We start from the raw sequence: 18,000 nt of genomic DNA, 5'->3' as shown, positions 1-18,000 counted from the left end.
GCCGCCGGCGGCGACCGCCTCAGTCGGCCAGCACCAGTTCGACGTAGCGCTCGGCCATGGTCGCGAGGACCCGGTCCGGGTCGGTCGCCCACACCTCGGCGTTGAAGATCTCCACCTCGGTGTCGCCGGTGTACCCGGCGGCCTCCACGGCCCGCCGCAGCGGTGGGAAGTCGATGTGCCCGTCGCCCATCATGCCCCGCCCGAGCAGGACGTCGGCCGGCAGCGGGGTGAGGAAGTCGCACACCTGGAAGCTCGCGATGCGGTGCCCGGCGCGGGCGATCTGCCGCCACACGTCCGGGTCCCACCAGACGTGGAACGTGTCCACCACGACGCCGACCTGCTCGACGGGGAACGCCTCGGCCAGGTCGAGCGCCTGCCCGAGCGTGGACAGCACCGCCCGGTCGGCGCAGTACATCGGGTGCAGAGGCTCCAACGCGAGGCGTACCCCGCGCTCGCCCGCGTAGGGGGCCAGCTCGACCAGGGCGTCGGCGACCCGCTGCCGGGCGCCGGACAGGTCACGCGAGCCCGGCGGCAGACCCCCGACGACCAGGACCAGGCAGTCGGTGCCGAGCCCGGCCGCCTCGTCGATGGCGCGCCGGTTGTCGACCAGCGCCTCGGCCCGGGCGGCATCGCCGTCGGCGGTGAGGAAACCGCCCCGGCACAGCGACGACACCCGCAGCCCGGCGTCGGCGACGAGCGTCGCGGCGGCCGGTACGCCGATCTCGGCGACCGGTTCGCGCCACAGCCCGATGGCCGGGATGCCGGCGCGGACGCAGCCGTCGACCGCCTCCCGGACCGACCAGCGTCGCGTGGTGCGCTGGTTGAGCGACAGCTTCGCCAGCCGCGGGTCGGCGGTCATCCGGCCACGCCCGCGACGTCGAGGTACGCGCGCATCCGCCGCGCGGCCAGCTCCGGGTCGAGCAGCAGTCCGGCGCTGTCGGCCAGCCGGAACGCCTCGACCAGGTGCGGGACGCCGCGCCCGCCGTGCAGACCGCCGACCATGGTGAAGCCGGGTTGCAGGCCGCGCAGCCAGGACAGGAACGCGATGCCGGTCTTGTAGTAGCGCGTGGGCGGGGCGAACACGTGCCGGGACAACGGCACGGTCGGGTCGAGGATCGCCCGGAAACCGGCCTGGTCCCCGGCGTCGAGCCGTTGCAGCGCGGCCGACGCGGCCGGGGCGATGGCCGCGAACGCGCCCAGCAGGGCGTGACTGGACCGCGCGCCGTCGCCCTCGATCAGCTCCGGGTAGTGGTAGTCGTCGCCGGTGTAGACCTTCACCGTGGGCGGCAGCAGCTCGCGCAGCCGCACCTCCCGGCCGGCGTCCAGCAGCGACACCTTCACCCCGTTGACGACGTCGGCGTGGGCGTGCACCAGCGCGACGAACGTCCTGGTGGCCTCGTCCAGGTCGGTCGAGCCCCAGTAGCCGGCCAGGGCGGGGTCGAACATGTCGCCGAGCCAGTGCAGCACCACCGGCGCGCCGGCCTCGCGCAGCACCCGCTCGTAGACGCGCACGTAGTCGTCCGGTCCAGTGGCGAGCGCGGCGAGCTGACGGCTGGCCATCACCACCGCGACCGCGCCGCACTCCTGCACGTACCCGACCTGCTCGGCGTACGCGGCGACGACCTCGTCGAGCGTGTCGGGCACGCCGGGAAGCTGGTCGGTGGCGGCCCCGGCGACGATCCGTCCGCCGCACGCGGCGGCCTCGGCGGCGCTGCGCCGGATCAGGTCGCGGGTGGCCGCCCAGTCCAGCCCCATCCCGCGCTGCGCGGTGTCCATCGCCTCGGCCACGCCGAGCCCCCACGACCACAGGTCGCGCCGTACGGCGAGGGTGGCGTCCCAGTCCAGTCGCGCGGGAGCGTCCGGGGCGTTGTCGGCGTACGGGTCGGCGACCACGTGCGCCGCCGCGTACGCGATCCGGCTGGCGGGCGGTCCGTCCGGCCGGTGCCAGCCGGCGGGTTCGCGCAGCGTGCGTGACTCGGTGCCGCCGCCGGGCCGGGGCAGGGTGATCCGCGCGGTCACCGGGCGATCTCCTCGACGGTGATCCGCCGGCCCTCCCGGGCGGAGCGCAGGCCGGCCTCGGCGAGCTGCACCCCGCGGGCGCCGGCCATGAAGTCCCACGGGAACGGTTCGTCGTCGACGACGTGCCGCAGGAACGACTCCCACTGCACCTTGAACCCGTTGTCGTAGTCGGCGTTGTCCGGCACGGTCTGCCACTGGGCGCGGAACGGTTCGGTGACCGGCAGGTCCGGGTTCCACACCGGCATCGGGGTGGCGCCGCGGTGCTGGATGCGGCACTCGCGCAGCCCGGCCACCGCGCTGCCGTGCGTGCCGTCGACCTGGAACTCGACCAGCTCGTCCCGGTACACCCGGACCGCCCACGAGGAGTTGATCTGCGCGACGATGCCGCCGGCCAGTTCGAAGATCCCGTACGCGGCGTCGTCGGCGGTGGCCCGGTAGGTGACCCCGTTCTCGTCCACCCGTTCGGGCACGTGCGTGGCGGTGACGGCGGTGACGGCGGTGACCGGGCCGAAGATCTGCTCCAGCACGTAGTGCCAGTGCGGGAACATGTCGACGGTGATCCCGCCGCCGTCCTCGGCGCGGTAGTTCCAGCTGGGTCGCTGCGCGTCCTGCCAGTCGCCCTCGAACACCCAGTAGCCGAACTCCCCGCGAACGGACAGGATCCGGCCGAAGAACCCGCCGTCGACCAGCCGCTTGAGCTTGCGCAGCCCGGGCAGGAACAGCTTGTCCTGCACCACGCCGTTCTTCACGCCCCGCGCCGCGGCGAGCCGGGCCAGCTCCAGCGACCCGGTCAGCCCCTCGGCGAGGGGCTTCTCGGTGTAGACGTGCCTGCCGGCCTCGATCGCCGCCCGGATCGCCTTCTCCCGCTGGGCGGTCACCTGCGCGTCGAAGTAGATCCGGTGGGCGTCGTCGGCGAGCGCCGCGTCCAGGTCGGTGGTGTACGAGTCCAGCCCGTGCCGGGCGGCGATCTCGGCGAGCCGGGCCTCGTTGCGGCCCACCAGGGTCAGCTCCGGCCAGATGAGGCTGCCGTCGCGGGCGGGCAGGCCGCCCTGCTCGCGGATGGCGAGCAGGGATCGGACGAGGTGCTGTCGGTAGCCCATTCGTCCGGTCACGCCGTTGAGGATGATCCCGATGGACGTGCGCTCCACGTGTGTCCTCCCGAGGTGGTCGGCCAGAAGCCTGAATGCGCTTTCAGTAAGCGCTTTCAGGATGTTACGGTAGCCACGCTCCGACAGCCGGGTCAAGACGTTCCGTAGGGGGATATCGATGCAACCACGGACGCACGTGACCCTGGAAGACGTGGCCAGAGCCGCCGACGTCTCGCTGGCCACGGCCTCCCGGGCGCTCAACGGCATGCGCGTCACCCCGCAGCTGCGCGACCGCGTCCTGGCCGCCGCCGCGCAGCTCGCCTACACCCCGAACGCGCACGCCCGGGCGCTGGCCGGCGCCTCCCACCGCACCGTCGGCGTCATCTGCCACGACGTCACCGACCCCTACTTCGCCGCCGTCGCCGGCGGCGTCATGCGCGTCGCCGGCGCCAACGACCTGCTGGTCATGCTGGCCAGCACGTTCCGCGACCCGGAGCGCGAGATCGCCTACGTGTCGATGCTGCGCGCCGAGCGCGCCCCGGCCATCCTGCTCATCGGCTCCGGCTTCGAGGACACCCGCTGGGAGCGGGCCATGGAGGCCGAGCTGAAGCCCTACCTCGACGGCGGGGGCCGGGTCGCGGTGGTCAGCCGCCACCGCAGCCTCAAGGTCGACAGCGTGCTCCCGGAGAACCGGGCCGGCGCCGCCGCCATGGCCCGCACACTGCTGGAGCTGGGCCACCGTCGCTTCGCCGTGCTGTCCGGCCCGCGCGCGCTCACCACCGTCATCGACCGTCTCGGCGGCTTCCGCGACGAGCTGGCCGCCGCCGGCGTGACGCTCGACCCGGCCGCCGTGGTCGAGGGGCCGTTCACCCGCGACGGCGGCTACCAGGCGATGACCGAGCTGCTCACCCGCGGACGGGACGCCACCTGCGTGTTCGCGTTGACCGACGTGATGGCCGTCGGCGCGTACGCGGCACTGCGCGACCACGGCCTGTCCGTGCCCGGCGACGTGTCCGTCGCCGGCTTCGACGACATCCCGATCGTCCGCGACCTGACCCCGCCGCTGACCACCGTGGCGCTGCCGCTGCAACAGCTCGGCGAGAAGGCGATGGAGATGGCGCTCACCGAGAACACCGGCCGCCGCCGACGGATCGTGCGCATGGACGGCGAGGTGGTCGTGCGAGCCAGTACCGCCAAGCTCGGCGCGTGACCCCCGGCGCCGGCCCACCCGGGGATGAGCGGCCCGGTAGGGTGCCGCCATGATCGAGGACACGTCGTGCCGGTGACGAACCCGTGGCTGGCCGGGCCGACACCCACCGGGAAGCTGGACCGGGACCGGCTCGAGGAACGCATCCTCAACCTGCTGTCGTCGCAGAACATGTGCGTGCTCGCCACCACCGGTCCGGACGGGCCGCTGGCCACCCCGGTGCGCTACTACCCGCTCGACTTCGCGCTGATGTTCACCGCCGCGCCGCGCTCACCGAAGATGCGCAACATCGCCGCCGACCCGCGCGTGTCCGTCGGCGTCTTCGCGCCCCTGGTCGGGCTGGCCAGCAGCCGCGGCGCGCAGGTCTTCGGCACCGCCCGGGTGCTCGCCCCCGACCACCCCGACCACGCACACCACTGGTCGGCGTTCCGCTGGCAGAACGAGCACGTCGAGCGCGGCCGCCCCCTGTCCGAGCCGCCCCGGGAGACGCTCGTCGTGGTCGAGGCCGACCGGATCGTCTACACCGAGCACTGGCTGCGCCGCGACGGCTACGCCCCGCGCCAGCACTGGCGCCGCTGACCCCGCCCGGCGAGATCCGTCACGACGCCGGGGAGCGCACGGTGCGCAGGAGGTTGCCGGCCAGGCGCAACTCACCGGACTCGACCCGGGCCAGCACGTCGATCGGCGCGACAGTGGTCCCCGTCCAGGTCGGCTCGGGAAACGCCGCGCGCAGGGTGTCGGCGGCCAGGCCGAAGTCCTGGCCGGCCTCCGGCGACACCGCCAGCACGAACACGGTGCCGCCCGGCGCGGTCAGGCGCGGCAGGAGCGCCAGGTAGTCGCCGACCGCGGCCCCGCGGCGGTCCAGCGTGTGCAGCAGCCCGGAGTCGAACACGGAGTCGTACGGCGTGTCCGGCACCGGGATCCGGGTGGCGTCGCACACCTCGAAGCGCACCGGCAGACCCGCCTCGGCGGCCTTGGCCCGGGCCAGGTCGATCGCCACCGGGGAGAGGTCGACACCGGTCACGTCGAGGCCCCGCCGGGCCAACGCCAGAGCCAGCTCACCGGTGCCGCAGCCGACGTCGAGCACGCGGGGGCCGCGTACCCCGGTGTCGAGGACCGCGGCGAGCGCCGGCTGCGGCCCGCCGATCTCCCAGGGCGGGCGCCGGGTGTCGCGGTAGAGACGGTCGTAGTGGACCTCGTCCGGCTCGTCGGTCATCGCGTATCCCCTCGGTCGGTGCGTGACCCACCCGAGCGTGCCACGTCCGGCGGCGGCCGGGGGCCCCACCACGCGCGACGCCGGGGCCGGCGGTGGGCCGGCCCCGGCATCACCGGGCGTGTGTCAGTAGGTCAGCCGGCGCAGGTAGCGGTAGCCGACGGCGGCGGTCTGCTGCGGCGTCACGTCCGGGGTGTCGTTCTCCACGATGTACTCCAGCACCTGGTGCCGGCGGAAGATGCGGGCGAAGTCGATCATCCCGGTGCCCAGGTCGGCCATGTCGCCGGTGGCCGGGTCGCGGTCCTTGACGTGGTATTGCAGAACCCGCTGCGGCGCGCAACGGATCACGTCGAGCGCGAAGCCCTCCGGGTCCTCGACGCCCTCACCGGAGTTGATGCCGCCGGTCACCGCCCAGTAGAGGTCGATCTCCAGGTGGACCAGGCGCGGGTCGAGTTCCTCGGTCAGCACGTCCCACGGGCGTCGGCCGTTGCCGAAGTCGATGGTGAACTCGTGGGCGTGGTTGTGGTAGCCGTAGCGCAGGCCGGCCTTGCGCGCCGCGGCGGCCTCGACGTTCATCTGCTCCGCCCACCGCTTCCAGTCGTCCTCCTTGTCGGAGTTCAGGTACGGCACCACCATGAAGCGCTGGCCCAGCGTACGGGCGTTGGCGATCTTCTGTTCCAGCCCGGCGGCGTCGGCGGCGATGCCGTCGTGGCTGGAGCTGGCCTTGATGCCGATGCCGTCGAGGAACCGGCGCAGCTGCGCGGCGGTGCGGCCGAAGTAGCCCAGCGCCAGCTCCACCCGGGGGTAGCCGATCCGGGCCAGGTGGGCCAGCGTCGCGTCGTAGCCGGGTGAGCCGTTGAGCGCGTCGCGGACCGTCCAGAGCTGGATGCTGATCAGCTCCTTCGGCACGTGCCGCCGCCCGTGGTGGTGCCCGCCGGCCTGGGCGGCGGTCGCGCCGAGCCCGGAGGCCAGCCCGACGCCGGCCAGCGCCGCCAGCGAGCCGCGCAGCAGGTTGCGTCGGTCCAGGGACTGCCGCAGCGCGGCCTCTCCGTCGAATCCGTAGCACATGGCTTTCTCCTTTTCGCGGGTCCTACGCGGAGGGGACCAGGACGACCTGGTCGGTGCCGGTCAGCGGCGGCAGGCCGTCGCTGCCGGCGTCGGTGTAGCTGGCGACGAAGACACCGGTGAGGTTGTCGGTCTCCGGGTCGTGTCCCTCCGGGACGGTGGTGGTGATCGAGCCGGTGCACCCGCTGGCCGTGGTCTGCGGGTGCCCGTGGCTGTCGTGGCCGAGGATGTAGGTGACGGTGACCCGGGCGCAGTCCACCGGCTGGTCGTCGGTCACCCGCACCTGGAAGGTGACGGTGTCGCCGAAGGCGAACGGCTGGCCCTCGACCGGGTCGACCAGCTCCACCACCGGCGGTGCGTTGCCGACCACGACCTGCACCTCGGCCGACGCGGAGCGACCCACCTGGTCGGTGACCGTCAGCGTCGCCCGGTAGAGGCCGTTCTCCCGGTAGGTGAACGTCGGGTTCGGCGCGCGCGAGTCGACCCGGTCGTCGTCGTCGAGGTACCACTCGTAGCGCAGCCGGTCGCCGTCGGCGTCGGTGGTGCCCGCGCTGGAGAAGGTGACGGTCAGCGGGGCGACCCCGGCGGTGGGGGTGGCGGACGCCGCCGGCACCGGCGTGTGGTTGCCGGTGAAGGCGATGTGGTCGATCCGGGCGAGCTGCGCGTCCGGGTTCTCGCTGAAGTAGCCGTCGCCGTACTCCAGCACGTAGAGCGCGCCGTCCGGGCCGAACTCCAGGTCCATCGGGTTGTCGAAGACGACCGAGGGCAGCACCGGCTCGATCCCGGTCACCGCACCCCGCTTGTCCTGCCGGAAGGCCTTGACGTAGTCGCGGGTCCACTCGTGGAACAGCGGCAGCCCGTCGTAGTACGACGGCCAGGCCACCGCGGTGCGGCCCCGGGTGGCGCGGCGGTCGAAGTCGTACGCCGGGCCGGCCATCGGGCCGATGCCCCCGTCGCCGAGTTCGGGGAACTGGGGCGAGTCGCCGTACGTGTACGCCACCTGCGGCTGCTGCACCGGGGGCAGCTTGCGCAGCCCGGTGTTGTGCGGCGAGTCGTTGACCGGCGCGGCGCAGTCGAACGGCGCCCCGGACGTTCCGGTGGCGAAGTCGTGGTCGACGTAGGGCAGCTCCGCGGTGGCGCAGTAGGGCCAGCCGAAGTTGCCGGCCCGACGGGTGGCGAGCCACTTGCCGTGCCCGGCCGGGCCGCGCGTCGGGTCGGCCTCGCGGGCGTCGGGGGAGTAGTCAGCCACGTACAGCTCACCGGTGTTCCGGTTCACCTCGATCCGGAACGGGTTGCGCACGCCCATCAGGTAGATCTCCGGGCGGGTGCCCGGGGCGCCCCGGCGGAACAGGTTGCCGTCCGGGATCGAGTACGACCCGTCGGCGCCGACCCGGATCCGCAGGATCTTGCCGCGCAGGTCGTTGGTGTTGGCGGCGGTGCGCTGCGCGTCGTACGCCGGGTTGCGGCCCGGTCGCTCGTCGATCGGCGCGTAGCCGCCGGACTCGAACGGGTTGGTGTCGTCGCCGGTGGACAGGTAGAGGTTGCCCCTGGCGTCGAAGACGATGTCGCCGCCGACGTGGCAGCAGATGCCCCGGTCGACCGGCACGTCCAGGATCCGCTGCTCGGTGCGCAGGTCGAGGGTGTCCTTCACCAGCCGGAACCGGGACAGGCGCAGCACGCCCCGGAACGGCGCGAAGTCCGCCTCGGTGCCCCAGGCCGGGGCGTCGCCCTCGTTGACGTCCGGCGTGGCCGGGTCGTCGACCGGGGTGTCCATCGGCGGCGAGTAGTAGAGGTAGACCCAGTTGTTGCCGCCCCGGCCGAAGTTCGGGTCGACGGCGACGTTCTGCAGGCCCTCCTCGTCGTGCCGGTAGACGTCGAGCGTGGCGGCGACCGTGTTGCGGCCGGTGGCGGGGTTGTGCAGCCAGACCTCGCCGGCGCGGGTCACGTGCAGCACCCGGCGGTCGGGCAGCACCGCCAGGTCCATCGGCTCGCCGGGATGGTCGTTGAGGGTCACCTTCTGGAAGGCGCTGTCCGGTGGTGGCGCGGTGGTGCCGGGGGCGGCGGTGGCGACGGTGGGGGTGGCGACGAGGGCCGTGACGGTGAGCGTGGCCACGGCGAGTGCGAGTCGTCCAGTCAACTGCCTCTCCTTGCTCGGGACGGGTCGGGCAGGTCGTGGGATGTGGCCGACGCTACAAAAGGCATGTCGATATGTCTATAGCTTTCGGTGCTTCTATCGGAACTTTCGTCCACATCGGAGGAAAGTGGGGGAGTGTGACATCCTCGGGTCCGTGGCCTTCTACGACGTCGCCCTCGTCCTGCTCGTCGACCGGGCCGGCGCGGTGCTGATGCAACACCGCGACGGGAACACCACCGTGTCGCCGCACCAGTGGAGCCTGCCCGGCGGGAGCATCGAGCCGGGGGAGACGCCGGAACAGGCCGCCCGCCGGGAGCTACGCGAGGAGACCGGCCTGACCGCCGGCGAGCTGCACCTGCTGTGGAGCGGCCCCCGCCCCTACGAGGAGGGCTTCGGGCACGACGTCACCGTGTACGTCTTCCGCGGCGTCACCGACGCCCGGCAGGAGGACGTGGTGCTCGGCGAGGGGCAGGCCATGGTCTTCGTGCCCCGGGACCAGGTGCTCGACCGCCCGCTGGCGATCAGCACCGCGAAGGTCCTGCCGCTGCACCTCGCGGACGCCTAGCCCCCGGTCAGCGCCCCGGCCAACGCTCGGACGAACCGGGGGAGCACCTCGTCGTCGGGCAGGTGATCGGGGTTGATCTCGGTGACCGACAACCCGACGAACCGCGGGCTCGCCACCAGCTCCGCCAGCGTCGCCGCCGCCTCGGCCAGGCTCAGCCCGAACGGCTCCGGCACGTCGGCCAGTGGCGCGTCGACGAACCGCAGCACGTCCACGTCGAAGTGCACCACGAACCCGTCCGCCGCGCCCTCCGCCACCACCCGGGCCCGGCGTGCCGCCGCCCCCGGGTCGGCGTGCACCTCCTCGGCCGGCACGTAGACCAGCCCCAGCTCCGCCACCAGCTCCCGCTCGTGGTCTCCCCGGGGCAGCGAGTCCCCGTAGACCACCACCCGCTCCGGCGACAGCAGCGGCACACTCGGCCCGACCGCCGCCACCTCCGGCAGCGTCCCCGGCAGCCCGAGCAGGTGCGCCAGGCCGGTGGCGTCCAGGTTCCCGTTCGGCCGGGTCAGCGGCGTGTAGAGATCCGGCCCGCCGTCCACGTAGACCAGCGCCGGCGACAGGCCGGCCCGCGCGCACCCTGCCACCAGGCCGATCGTCACGGTGCAGTCGCCGCCGAGCACCAGCGGCGTCCGCCCCCGGCCCACCGCCGCCGCGACGCCCGCGGCCACCTCCGCGGCGACGCCGGCCACCGCGCCCGCGTTCTGACCCCGGGGGTACGCCGGATCCGGCCGCCACCGGAAGCCGCCCGTGTCGCCGGCGTCCTCCACGTCGACGGCCGAGCCCAGCAGGTCGAGCAGGCCGGCGGCGCGCAGGGCGGCCGGGGCGCGCTCGACACCGGGGGTGTGCGCGCCGGCGCTCGACGGCGCGCCGACGACCGTCCATCGGCGGGTTCCCATCCGCTCACCCTAACCGCGTCCACAGTCGACGTCCGCCCGTCCGGCGCCTGCCCCGGCCCGGCAGCTCCGCGACGGTTCGTCCGGTGCCGACCGGGGGTGCCGTCGCCGGGCAGCTCCGCGACGGTGAGCCCGGTGCCGAGCGGGTGCGGCGGCCGGTCAGCTCCGCGACCGTGCGCCCGGTGCCGAACCGGCGCCGCCGCGGCAGCCCGCGAGGGCTCGCCCTGCGCCGGGCGAGGTGCCGCCCACCGCCCCCTGTCGAGCTGATATCGGTAACGACTCACCTGCCGTCGCGGCGCAGAACCAGCAGGTCCAGCGCGTCGATCACCGGTCCGACCTCGACCCGGGCGGCCTCGCGGAGACGCGCCGCCCCGGCGGCGTACTCGTCGTCGGTGATCAGCTGAAGCGGGGTGTGCGCCTCCCGCCGCAGGCCGGCGGCCGCCTCCCGCAGCGACGGCGCGGTGACCTGCGGAACCGGCTCGACCGCGACGGTGGTGAACCCGGCGGCGGCGAAGGCGGCTTCCACGTCGGCGATGCCGGGGTAGGAGTCGAGCACGCGGATCGCCTCCGGGAAGAAGCGGAACAGGGTGATCGCCTCGTGCCGTCCGGCGAACGCGGACCGGATCAGCACGGGTGCGCCGGGCCGCAGCACCCGGCGCAGCTCGCGCGCCGCGGCGGCCAGGTCGGGCACGTGGTGGATGACGGTGGACAGCCACACGCCGTCGAGGCTCCGGTCGGCCAGCGGGATGCTCCGGGCGTCACCCGCGACGAGTGGGGCGAACGCGCAGCGGGCGCGCATGGCCGCCGACGGCTCGACGGCGACGACCTCGACGCCGGGGAACCAGGTGGTGAGGGCGCGGGCCCAGCTGCCGGTGCCGGCGCCCAGGTCGAGCACGCGCATGCCGGGACGCGGGTCGAGGTGGCGGGTGACGGCGGCGCGCCAGGCGGTGAGGCCGTCGTCGGTGAGGTGACGGGTCGCGGCGAACGCCTCGGCGTCCGCGTCGTGGTACGCGATGCGGGCCATGCCGTCGAGCCAACTACGCGACCGTCCGGCGGGGCAAGCACTGTGGCGCACCACGCACCACGTCGTGGTCGGCCGCTCGTCGGTGTCGTGCCGTGTCGTGCTCGCCGGGCCGGGCTCAGGCGGGAAACGGCCCCGCCCGCAGCAGCGCGCCCGGCAGCCGTTTACCGAGCCGGCCCTCCAGCCAGGAGGCGGTCGAGGTGATGGTCCCCAGGTCCAGACCGGTGGGCTGCCCCATCCGGTCGAACAGGTAGACGAGGTCCTCGGTGGCGACGTTTCCGGTCGCCGCCGGCGCGAACGGGCAGCCGCCTGCGCCGCCGATGCTGGCGTCGAGGGTGGTGACGCCCGCCCGGACCGCCGCGACCGCGTTGGCCACGCCGGTGTGCCGGGTGTCGTGCAGGTGCAACCGCAGTGGCGTCCGCGATTGCGTGACCTCCCGGGCGAGCGCCAACCGGTCGGTGACGTCGGACGGTACGGCCACCCCGATGGTGTCGGCGAGAGCCAGCTCGTCGGGGCCGGCGTCCCGCACCCGCGCGAGCACCTCCCGCAACCGGGACAGCGGGACCTCGCCCTCGAACGGGCATCCGAACGCCGCGCCGACGGTCACCGTCGTGAACACCCCCGCCGCGCCGGCCGTCCGCACCAGCTCGGCCGCCGTGTCGCACGCCTGCGCCGTGGTCATGCCCTGGTTGCGGCCGCAGAAGGTGTCCGTGGCCACCACGACGACGTTGATCTCGTCGACGCCCGCAGCGAGGGCCCGGTCCAGGCCGCGGCGGTTCATGACCAGGCCCGCGTACCGGACGCCCTCGTGGCGGGGGAGCGCGGCCATCAGCTCGTCCGCGTCCGCCATCTGCGGAACCCGGGCGGGGTTGACGAAGCTGGTCACCTCGACCCGTCGGGCGCCCGACCGGACCGCCCGGTCGACGAGCTCGATCTTGTCCGCGGTGGTGAGGACCGTCGCCTCGTTCTGCAGGCCGTCGCGGGGCGACACCTCCACGATGTCGATTCCGGCGGTCATCGCTCCTCCGACAGGTAGGCGACGGCGTCGGCCTCGCTGATCACCTCGGCGTACTTGGCCTGCAGGTCGGACAGGCTCGCCTCGTGCGGGCCGGCGGCGCGGTCCGCGACCGCCTCCCGGACCACCAGCGGGACGAAACCGTGCTGTATCGCGTCCACCGCGGTGGCGCGCACACAACCGCTCGTGCTGACGCCGACCAGCACGACGGTGTCGATGTGCGCCGCGCGCAGGGTGGACGCCAGGGACGTGCCGAAGAAGGCGCTGGCGTACTGCTTGACCAGGACCAGCTCGTCGTCGGCGGGGCAGACCTGCGGCATCGGTTGCCCCATCGCGCCACCGCCGTCGAAGAGCTGCCGCAGGGCGGGAACCTTCCGGACGAACAGACCTCCGTCGACACCGCTCGGCCCGTACGCGACGCGGGTGTGCAGCACGGGGATCCGGTGGCCGCGAGCCGCGGCGACGACCCGGCCGGCCGACCGCAGGCCGTCGGTGGACGGCAGGCACAGCGGGCTGGCCGGGTCGAAGTAGGCCCGCATCAGGTCGATGACGAGCACGGCGGGACGGGCGCCGGGCGGGAGCGCACCCCCGAATCCGTCGTCGCCGGGGGCCGGCGCGGGGCTCATCGGGCGACGGGCGGCCGGGGAGCGGGCAGGCCCGTCTCCTCCAGGCACCGGTCCAGGACCGTCTCGATCGGCGGCCCCATGTCGAACGTGGGCAGGGGGACGGGGCGTCCGTGGCGCAGCTCGGCGCGTACCTCCTCGGTGGCCGTGACGTCGACGGCGCCGGCCTCGTCGCAGACCACGCCGTAGCGACGGGCGCCCGCGGGGGTGACCAGGCCCCGGCGGACCTCGAGGCCGACCAGTTCCGGGTCGCGGGCGAGCGGGTCGCCCCACCCGCCGCCGCCCCAGGTGACGAAGTGCAGCACGTCCCCCGGGGCCACGGGCACGTCGTGCACCTTGCTGCCCAGGATCTCGGTGCCGCCGTCGGCGCGTTCGATCCACTTGCGGCCACGCGTGCCCGGCTCGCCGCCGTTGACGCCCCACGGGTACGTCAGCCAGCGGTCGTCGTGGATCGCGATCGTGCCGGCCTCCAGGAACCGGTAGGCCACGTCGACGCCGTTGCCGCCGCGGTGCAGTCCGGCGCCACCGGTGTCCGCGACGGTCTCCCAGCGTTCGACGCGCAGCGGGTAGTACGACTCCAGGTACTCGCACGGGATGTTGACGAACGACGGCCACAGCGAGTGGCCGTCCGGGCCGTCCCCCACCGGCCGGCCTGGGATGCCGCCGAACCCGATGGAGTAGAGCTGGAACCATTCACCCTTGCGCTCACCGGGCCCGTAGGTGCCCGAGTACATGAAGTGCGGTGACGACGAGAATCCGGCGGCGTTGAGCAGCCCCGGGTTGGTCTGGCCGAGCAGGCCGCCGAACAGGTCGAAGACGCGCCCGATGCCGTGGTTTCGCGCGTTGAGGGCGGCGGGGTACGCGGGCTTCCAGAACGAGTCGTCGGGGATCGTGACGTCGACCAGCGGGTAGAAGCCGTCGTTCCAGAGGATCTGCGGGTCGGCGACGGTGATCATGTAGATGCCGAAGAACATCCGGACGAGGTTCTCGTTGATGTAGTAGTTGATCGGTCCCTGCGCCTGCGGGCTGCTGCCGGTGAAGTCCAGCAGCACCTTCTCGCCGGTGCGGGTCAGGCTGAGCTTGAGCTCGTAGGGTCCGTAGCCGAGCCCGTCGTCGCAGATGTAGTCGGTGAACGAGAGCGTCTCGCCCTCGGCGAACACCGCCTCGAGCAGCACCTTCATGGCCCGGTAGTTGCGGTCGAGGAGCTGGTCGAGCGCGGAGTCGTAGGTGTCGACCCCGAACCGGGCGCACATCTCCTGGACCCGACGGGAGGCGGTCCGGCAGGCCGCGACGATCCCGTTGAGGTCCGCGCGGTTCCAGTCGGGCTTGCGCACCTGGTTGAGGATGATCCGCAGGGCGTCCTCGGCGAGCACACCCCTGCGGTACAGCTTGAAGGGCGGGATGACCACGCCCTCCTCGAAGATGGTGCGGGCGTCGGTCGGCATCGACGCCGGGGTCTTGCCGCCGACGTCGGACATGTGCCCGAACATCGCCGCCCAGCCCACGATCCGTCCCTCGAAGAAGATGGGCAGCACCACCAGCCAGTCGTTGGCGTGGCTGATCGCGGCGCCGCAGGAGTACGGGTCCGACGTCAGCAGGACGTCGCCCTCCTCGATGTCACCTTCGAAGTTCTCCAGGAAGTCCGGGATGGACAGCCCGAACTGTCCCACCATCATCTTCCCGTCCCGGTTGGCGATCAGCGGGAACTCGTCGTGCTGCTCCCGGATTCCCGGCGACAGCGCGGTCCGGAAGAGCACCTCGTCCATCTCGTAGCGGGCGTTGCGCAGCCCGTTCTCGATCAGGTCGAGGGTGACCAGGTCGACGTCCACGCTGCGAAGGGGTCCGGTAGCGGTCTCGATGAGGCGTGCCATGGTCAGCTCTCCGTGGTGGTGTCGACGGGACGGATGAGGAGGCTGCCACTGGGATGCACGGTGGCCGTGTGACCGGGCAGCACGAGGGTGGTGGAGTCCATCTCGGTGATGATCGCCGGGCCCGGTACGACGTCGCCCGCGCGCAGCCGGGCCCGGTCGTAGCCGCCGGCGTCGACCTCGGCGCCGTCGACCCAGATCCGGTGGTGGGCCCGCAGCGCGGCGCTCGGGTCACCGTCTCCGGGTTCGAGCTCGGGCGCGGCGACCTGCGGCCGCGGACCGTGCGCGGTGGCCCGGACGGTCACCAGTTCGTGCTCGGCGTCGAGGACGAAGGAGAACAGTCGCTGGTGATCGGCGTCGAACGCCGACCGCAGGGCGGCGAGCCCACCGCCGGTGCCGTCGAAGGCGTCGATGTCGACGGCCACGGGGATCTCGAAACCCTGGCCGTGGTAGCGCAGGTCGGCGGAGTAGACGACCCGCTGCTCCTCCGTGGGGACGCCCTGCTCGGCGAGGGTGGCGCACGCCTTGCCGGCGAGTTCGTCGAGGACGGCGCGCAGGCTGGAGTCGGTGAGTTCGCCGAAGCGGCGCACCAGCGTCCGCACCGACTCGTCGCGCAGGTTGGTCGTCGCGTCGCCGTAGGCGCACAGCACCCCAGGCGACGGCGGGATGATCACCGGCCAGGCTCCGGTCAGCCGGCCCAGGGCGTTGGCGTGCAGCGGACCGGCTCCACCGAAGGCCACCAGCGCGTAGTCGCGCGGGTCGAAGCCCTGCTGCACCGACACGAGCCGCAGCGCGCCGAACATGTTCTCGTTGACGATGTCGACGATGCCCGCCGCGGCGGCCTCCACCGACTCCAGCCCGGTGGCGTCGGCGATCGACTTCACGGCCGCCCGCGCCGCCGCCCGGTCCAGCGTGATCTCGCCCCCGGCCAGGTCGGTGGGCAGGTAGCCGAGCACGACGTTCGCGTCGGTCACCGTCGGCTGGTCGCCGCCCGCCGCGTACGCGGCCGGACCGGGGGCGGCGCCGGCCGACTGCGGGCCCACCCGCAGCGCCTGGGTCAGCGGTGGCACGTGGGCGATGGAGCCGCCTCCGGCGCCCACCGTACGAACGTCGACGGAGGTGGCCCGGACCTTGAGGTCCCCGACGGTGGTCTCCCGACCCACCCGCGGCGACAACCCCTGGACCAGGGCGACGTCGGTGGAGGTGCCGCCCATGTCGAAGGTCAGGAAGTCCCGGTAGCCGGCCTGCTCCGCCACCCACGTCGCGCCGGTCACCCCGCCAGCGGGGCCGGACAGCAGCAGGTTCACCGGGTTGTCCGCGGCGACGGCCGCGGAGACCAGACCGCCGTCGCTGCGCAGGATGCACAACCGTCCGGCCACCCCCGACTCGCGCAGCTGCGCCTCGAGGTTCGCCACGTAGCGCGCCACCTGCGGCTGCACGGCGGCGTTCGCGACGGTGGTGATGGTCCGCTCGTACTCGCGCAGCTCCGGCAGCACCGACGACGACAACGACACCGGTACGCCGGGAAGCTCCTCGGCGGCCAGCTCGGCCACACGACGCTCGTGCTCCGGGTTGGCGTAGGAGTTGATGAGGCTGACGCTCAACGCCTCGATGCCCTGCGTACGCAGCCGGCGCAGCTTCGCGCGGACGTCCGCCTCGTCGAGTGCGGTCACCACCGCGCCGTCGGCGCCGATCCGGCCGCGTACCTCCACGGTGTCCTCCAGGGCCGCGAGGGGCTCCGGCTTCGGCCAGATGATCCAGCCGGCGAGGCCCCCCGGCACGAACGACCGGGCGATCTGGAGCACCTGCCGGAAACCCTCGGTGCTGACCAGCCCGACCCGGGCGCCCTTGCCCTCGAGGATCGCGTTCGTGGCGACCGTGGTGCCGTGGAACACCTCGGCGATCTCCGACATGGGCACACCGGCCGCCGCGCAGGCCCGCTCGATGCCCCGCAGCACCCCGACGGACTGGTCCTCGGGGGTGGAGGAGGTCTTGGCCCGGTAGGTGTCTCCCGTCGCCTCGTCGATCAGCAGGATGTCGGTGAACGTTCCCCCCACGTCCACACCGAGCCGGTAGGTCATGGTTCCTCCTCAGATGACGCCGGTGGAACGCAGCGACGCGATCGCGTCGTCGTCGAGTCCCAGCAGGTCGCGGTAGATGTCTTCGGTGTGCTCGCCGAGTTCGGGGCCGACGTGCCGGACGCGGCCCGGGCTGTCGGAGAGTTTGGGTACGACGTTGTGCATGGCGAACTCGCCCAGGTCCGGATGGGTCAGCCGGACGATCGCCTCCCGGGCGGCGAAGTGCGGGTCCGCGAACATGTCCCGGGCCCGGAAGATGCGGCCCGCCGGCACGCCGTGCCCGTGCAGCCGTTCGAGCAGCTCGTCGGAGGTGAGCGTGGAGCTCCACTCGGCGATCAGGCCGTCCAGTTGCTCCATCCACCGCCCGCGGGCGCCGTGCGTGGCGTACCTCTCGTCCGTGGCCAGCTCGGCCCGGCCCATCGCCTCGGCGAGGCGGCGGAACACCGTGTCCTGGTTCGCCGCGATCAGCACCATCTCGCCGTCGGCGGTCGGGTAGACGTTGCTCGGGGACACGTTCGGCAGCGTGGTCCCGGTCCGCTCCCGCTGGTAGCCGGCGATCTGGTACTCGGGGATCAGCGACTCCATCATCGCCAGCACGGCCTCGTAGATGGCCGAGTCGACCACCTGGCCCCGACCGGTGCGTCCGCGCTGGTGCAACGCCACCAGGGTGCCCAGGCAGGCGAACGTCGCCGCGAGGGAGTCGCCCAGGGAGACGCCGGCTCGGGCCGGGGGACGGTCGGGGTCGCCCGTCACGTACCGGATCCCGCCCATCGCCTCACCGATCGAGCCGTATCCGGCGCGGGACGAGTAGGGGCCGCTCTGACCGAAGCCGGTCACCCGGGTGACGACCAGGCCGGGGTTGATCTCCCACAGGCGCTCCGGGGCCAGGCCCCACCGCTCCAACGTGCCCGGCCGGAAGTTCTCGATCAACACGTCCGCCCGGGCGACGAGCCCGCGTACCAGGTCCTGGCCCTCGTCGGTCCGCAGGTTCGCGGTCACGGACTTCTTGTTCCGCGCCACCACCGGCCACCAGAGCGACTTCCCGTACGGCTTCTCGCGTCCCCACTGCCGCATCGGGTCACCCCGACCCGGGTCCTCGACCTTGATCACCTCGGCGCCGAAGTCACCCAGGAGCTGGCCGCAGAACGGCCCCGCCAGCAGCTGGCCGAGCTCGATCACCCGGATGTCGTCAAGCGGTAGTGGAGTGCTCATGG

At 73.2% G+C, this 18,000-nt stretch carries 16 protein-coding genes; 3 read left to right on the top strand and 13 right to left on the bottom strand.

Annotated features, from left to right (window positions below; all coding sequences use genetic code 11):
* Window positions 1-19: 19 nt before the first annotated feature.
* The 3 genes from CO540_RS04990 to CO540_RS04980 are packed head-to-tail and all read right to left on the bottom strand — an operon-like array spanning window position 20 to window position 3,167.
* Window positions 20-859, bottom strand: coding sequence for a sugar phosphate isomerase/epimerase (locus tag CO540_RS04990; RefSeq protein WP_099161107.1), 840 nt, complete (start codon window positions 857-859; stop codon window positions 20-22).
* Window positions 856-2,019: a dihydrodipicolinate synthase family protein gene (locus tag CO540_RS04985; protein WP_099161106.1), complete on the bottom strand. Its 1,164-nt coding sequence runs from the start codon at window positions 2,017-2,019 to the stop codon at window positions 856-858. The genes CO540_RS04990 and CO540_RS04985 overlap by 4 nt, the downstream gene beginning before the upstream one ends.
* Window positions 2,016-3,167, bottom strand: a complete 1,152-nt coding sequence (locus CO540_RS04980) for a Gfo/Idh/MocA family protein (RefSeq protein WP_099161105.1) — start codon at window positions 3,165-3,167, stop codon at window positions 2,016-2,018. The genes CO540_RS04985 and CO540_RS04980 overlap by 4 nt, the downstream gene beginning before the upstream one ends.
* Window positions 3,168-3,318: 151 nt before the next feature.
* Between CO540_RS04980 and CO540_RS04975 the strand changes: the two genes are divergently transcribed.
* Window positions 3,319-4,317: a LacI family DNA-binding transcriptional regulator gene (locus tag CO540_RS04975; protein ID WP_253866472.1), complete on the top strand. Its 999-nt coding sequence runs from the start codon at window positions 3,319-3,321 to the stop codon at window positions 4,315-4,317.
* Between the two features lie 66 nt (window positions 4,318-4,383).
* Complete coding sequence (locus CO540_RS04970; protein WP_099161103.1) at window positions 4,384-4,893, top strand: pyridoxamine 5'-phosphate oxidase family protein; 510 nt, start codon at window positions 4,384-4,386, stop codon at window positions 4,891-4,893.
* Window positions 4,894-4,912: 19 nt separating this feature from the next.
* Here the strand turns inward: CO540_RS04970 and CO540_RS04965 are convergent, their stop codons facing one another.
* The 3 genes from CO540_RS04965 to CO540_RS04955 form a co-directional block, all read right to left on the bottom strand.
* Window positions 4,913-5,530 (bottom strand): class I SAM-dependent methyltransferase, encoded by a 618-nt coding sequence (locus CO540_RS04965; protein WP_099161102.1) that lies wholly within the window; start codon window positions 5,528-5,530, stop codon window positions 4,913-4,915.
* A 123-nt stretch (window positions 5,531-5,653) separates the two neighbouring features.
* Window positions 5,654-6,595, bottom strand: a complete 942-nt coding sequence (locus tag CO540_RS04960) for a sugar phosphate isomerase/epimerase (RefSeq protein ID WP_099161101.1) — start codon at window positions 6,593-6,595, stop codon at window positions 5,654-5,656.
* A gap of 22 nt (window positions 6,596-6,617) precedes the next feature.
* On the bottom strand, window positions 6,618-8,729 hold the full coding sequence (locus CO540_RS04955; protein WP_253866471.1) for a PQQ-dependent sugar dehydrogenase: 2,112 nt from the start codon (window positions 8,727-8,729) through the stop codon (window positions 6,618-6,620).
* A 151-nt stretch (window positions 8,730-8,880) separates the two neighbouring features.
* On the opposite strand from CO540_RS04955, the gene CO540_RS04950 reads away from it, so the two are divergent.
* Complete coding sequence (locus CO540_RS04950; protein ID WP_091574725.1) at window positions 8,881-9,291, top strand: NUDIX domain-containing protein; 411 nt, start codon at window positions 8,881-8,883, stop codon at window positions 9,289-9,291.
* Here the strand turns inward: CO540_RS04950 and CO540_RS04945 are convergent.
* The 7 genes from CO540_RS04945 to CO540_RS04915 form a co-directional block, all read right to left on the bottom strand.
* On the bottom strand, window positions 9,288-10,184 hold the full coding sequence (locus CO540_RS04945; RefSeq protein WP_099161100.1) for an arginase family protein: 897 nt from the start codon (window positions 10,182-10,184) through the stop codon (window positions 9,288-9,290). The two genes, CO540_RS04950 and CO540_RS04945, sit on opposite strands and share 4 nt — an antisense overlap.
* A 277-nt stretch (window positions 10,185-10,461) precedes the next feature.
* Window positions 10,462-11,205 (bottom strand): class I SAM-dependent methyltransferase, encoded by a 744-nt coding sequence (locus CO540_RS04940; RefSeq protein ID WP_099161099.1) that lies wholly within the window; start codon window positions 11,203-11,205, stop codon window positions 10,462-10,464.
* Between the two features lie 115 nt (window positions 11,206-11,320).
* Window positions 11,321-12,220: a hydroxymethylglutaryl-CoA lyase gene (locus tag CO540_RS04935; protein WP_099161098.1), complete on the bottom strand. Its 900-nt coding sequence runs from the start codon at window positions 12,218-12,220 to the stop codon at window positions 11,321-11,323.
* The gene (locus CO540_RS04930) at window positions 12,217-12,843 is read right to left on the bottom strand and encodes an isochorismatase family protein (RefSeq protein ID WP_099161097.1); all 627 of its coding nucleotides are present in this window, start codon (window positions 12,841-12,843) and stop codon (window positions 12,217-12,219) included. The genes CO540_RS04935 and CO540_RS04930 overlap by 4 nt, the downstream gene beginning before the upstream one ends.
* Entirely contained in the window at window positions 12,840-14,711 is a 1,872-nt protein-coding gene (locus tag CO540_RS04925; RefSeq protein WP_099161096.1) for a hydantoinase B/oxoprolinase family protein, read from the bottom strand. Before CO540_RS04925 ends, CO540_RS04930 begins: the two co-directional genes overlap by 4 nt.
* Window positions 14,712-14,713: 2 nt before the next feature.
* Window positions 14,714-16,789 (bottom strand): hydantoinase/oxoprolinase family protein, encoded by a 2,076-nt coding sequence (locus CO540_RS04920; RefSeq protein WP_099161095.1) that lies wholly within the window; start codon window positions 16,787-16,789, stop codon window positions 14,714-14,716.
* Between the two features lie 9 nt (window positions 16,790-16,798).
* Window positions 16,799-17,998 (bottom strand): CaiB/BaiF CoA-transferase family protein, encoded by a 1,200-nt coding sequence (locus CO540_RS04915; protein WP_099161094.1) that lies wholly within the window; start codon window positions 17,996-17,998, stop codon window positions 16,799-16,801.
* Between the last annotated feature and the right edge of the window lie 2 nt (window positions 17,999-18,000).

Source organism: Micromonospora sp. WMMA2032, assembly GCF_002688545.1.
GTDB classification, from domain to species: domain Bacteria; phylum Actinomycetota; class Actinomycetes; order Mycobacteriales; family Micromonosporaceae; genus Micromonospora; species Micromonospora sediminicola.
The sequence above is the reverse complement of the archived record's forward strand: the minus strand, read 5'-3'. Positions and strand labels throughout refer to the sequence as shown.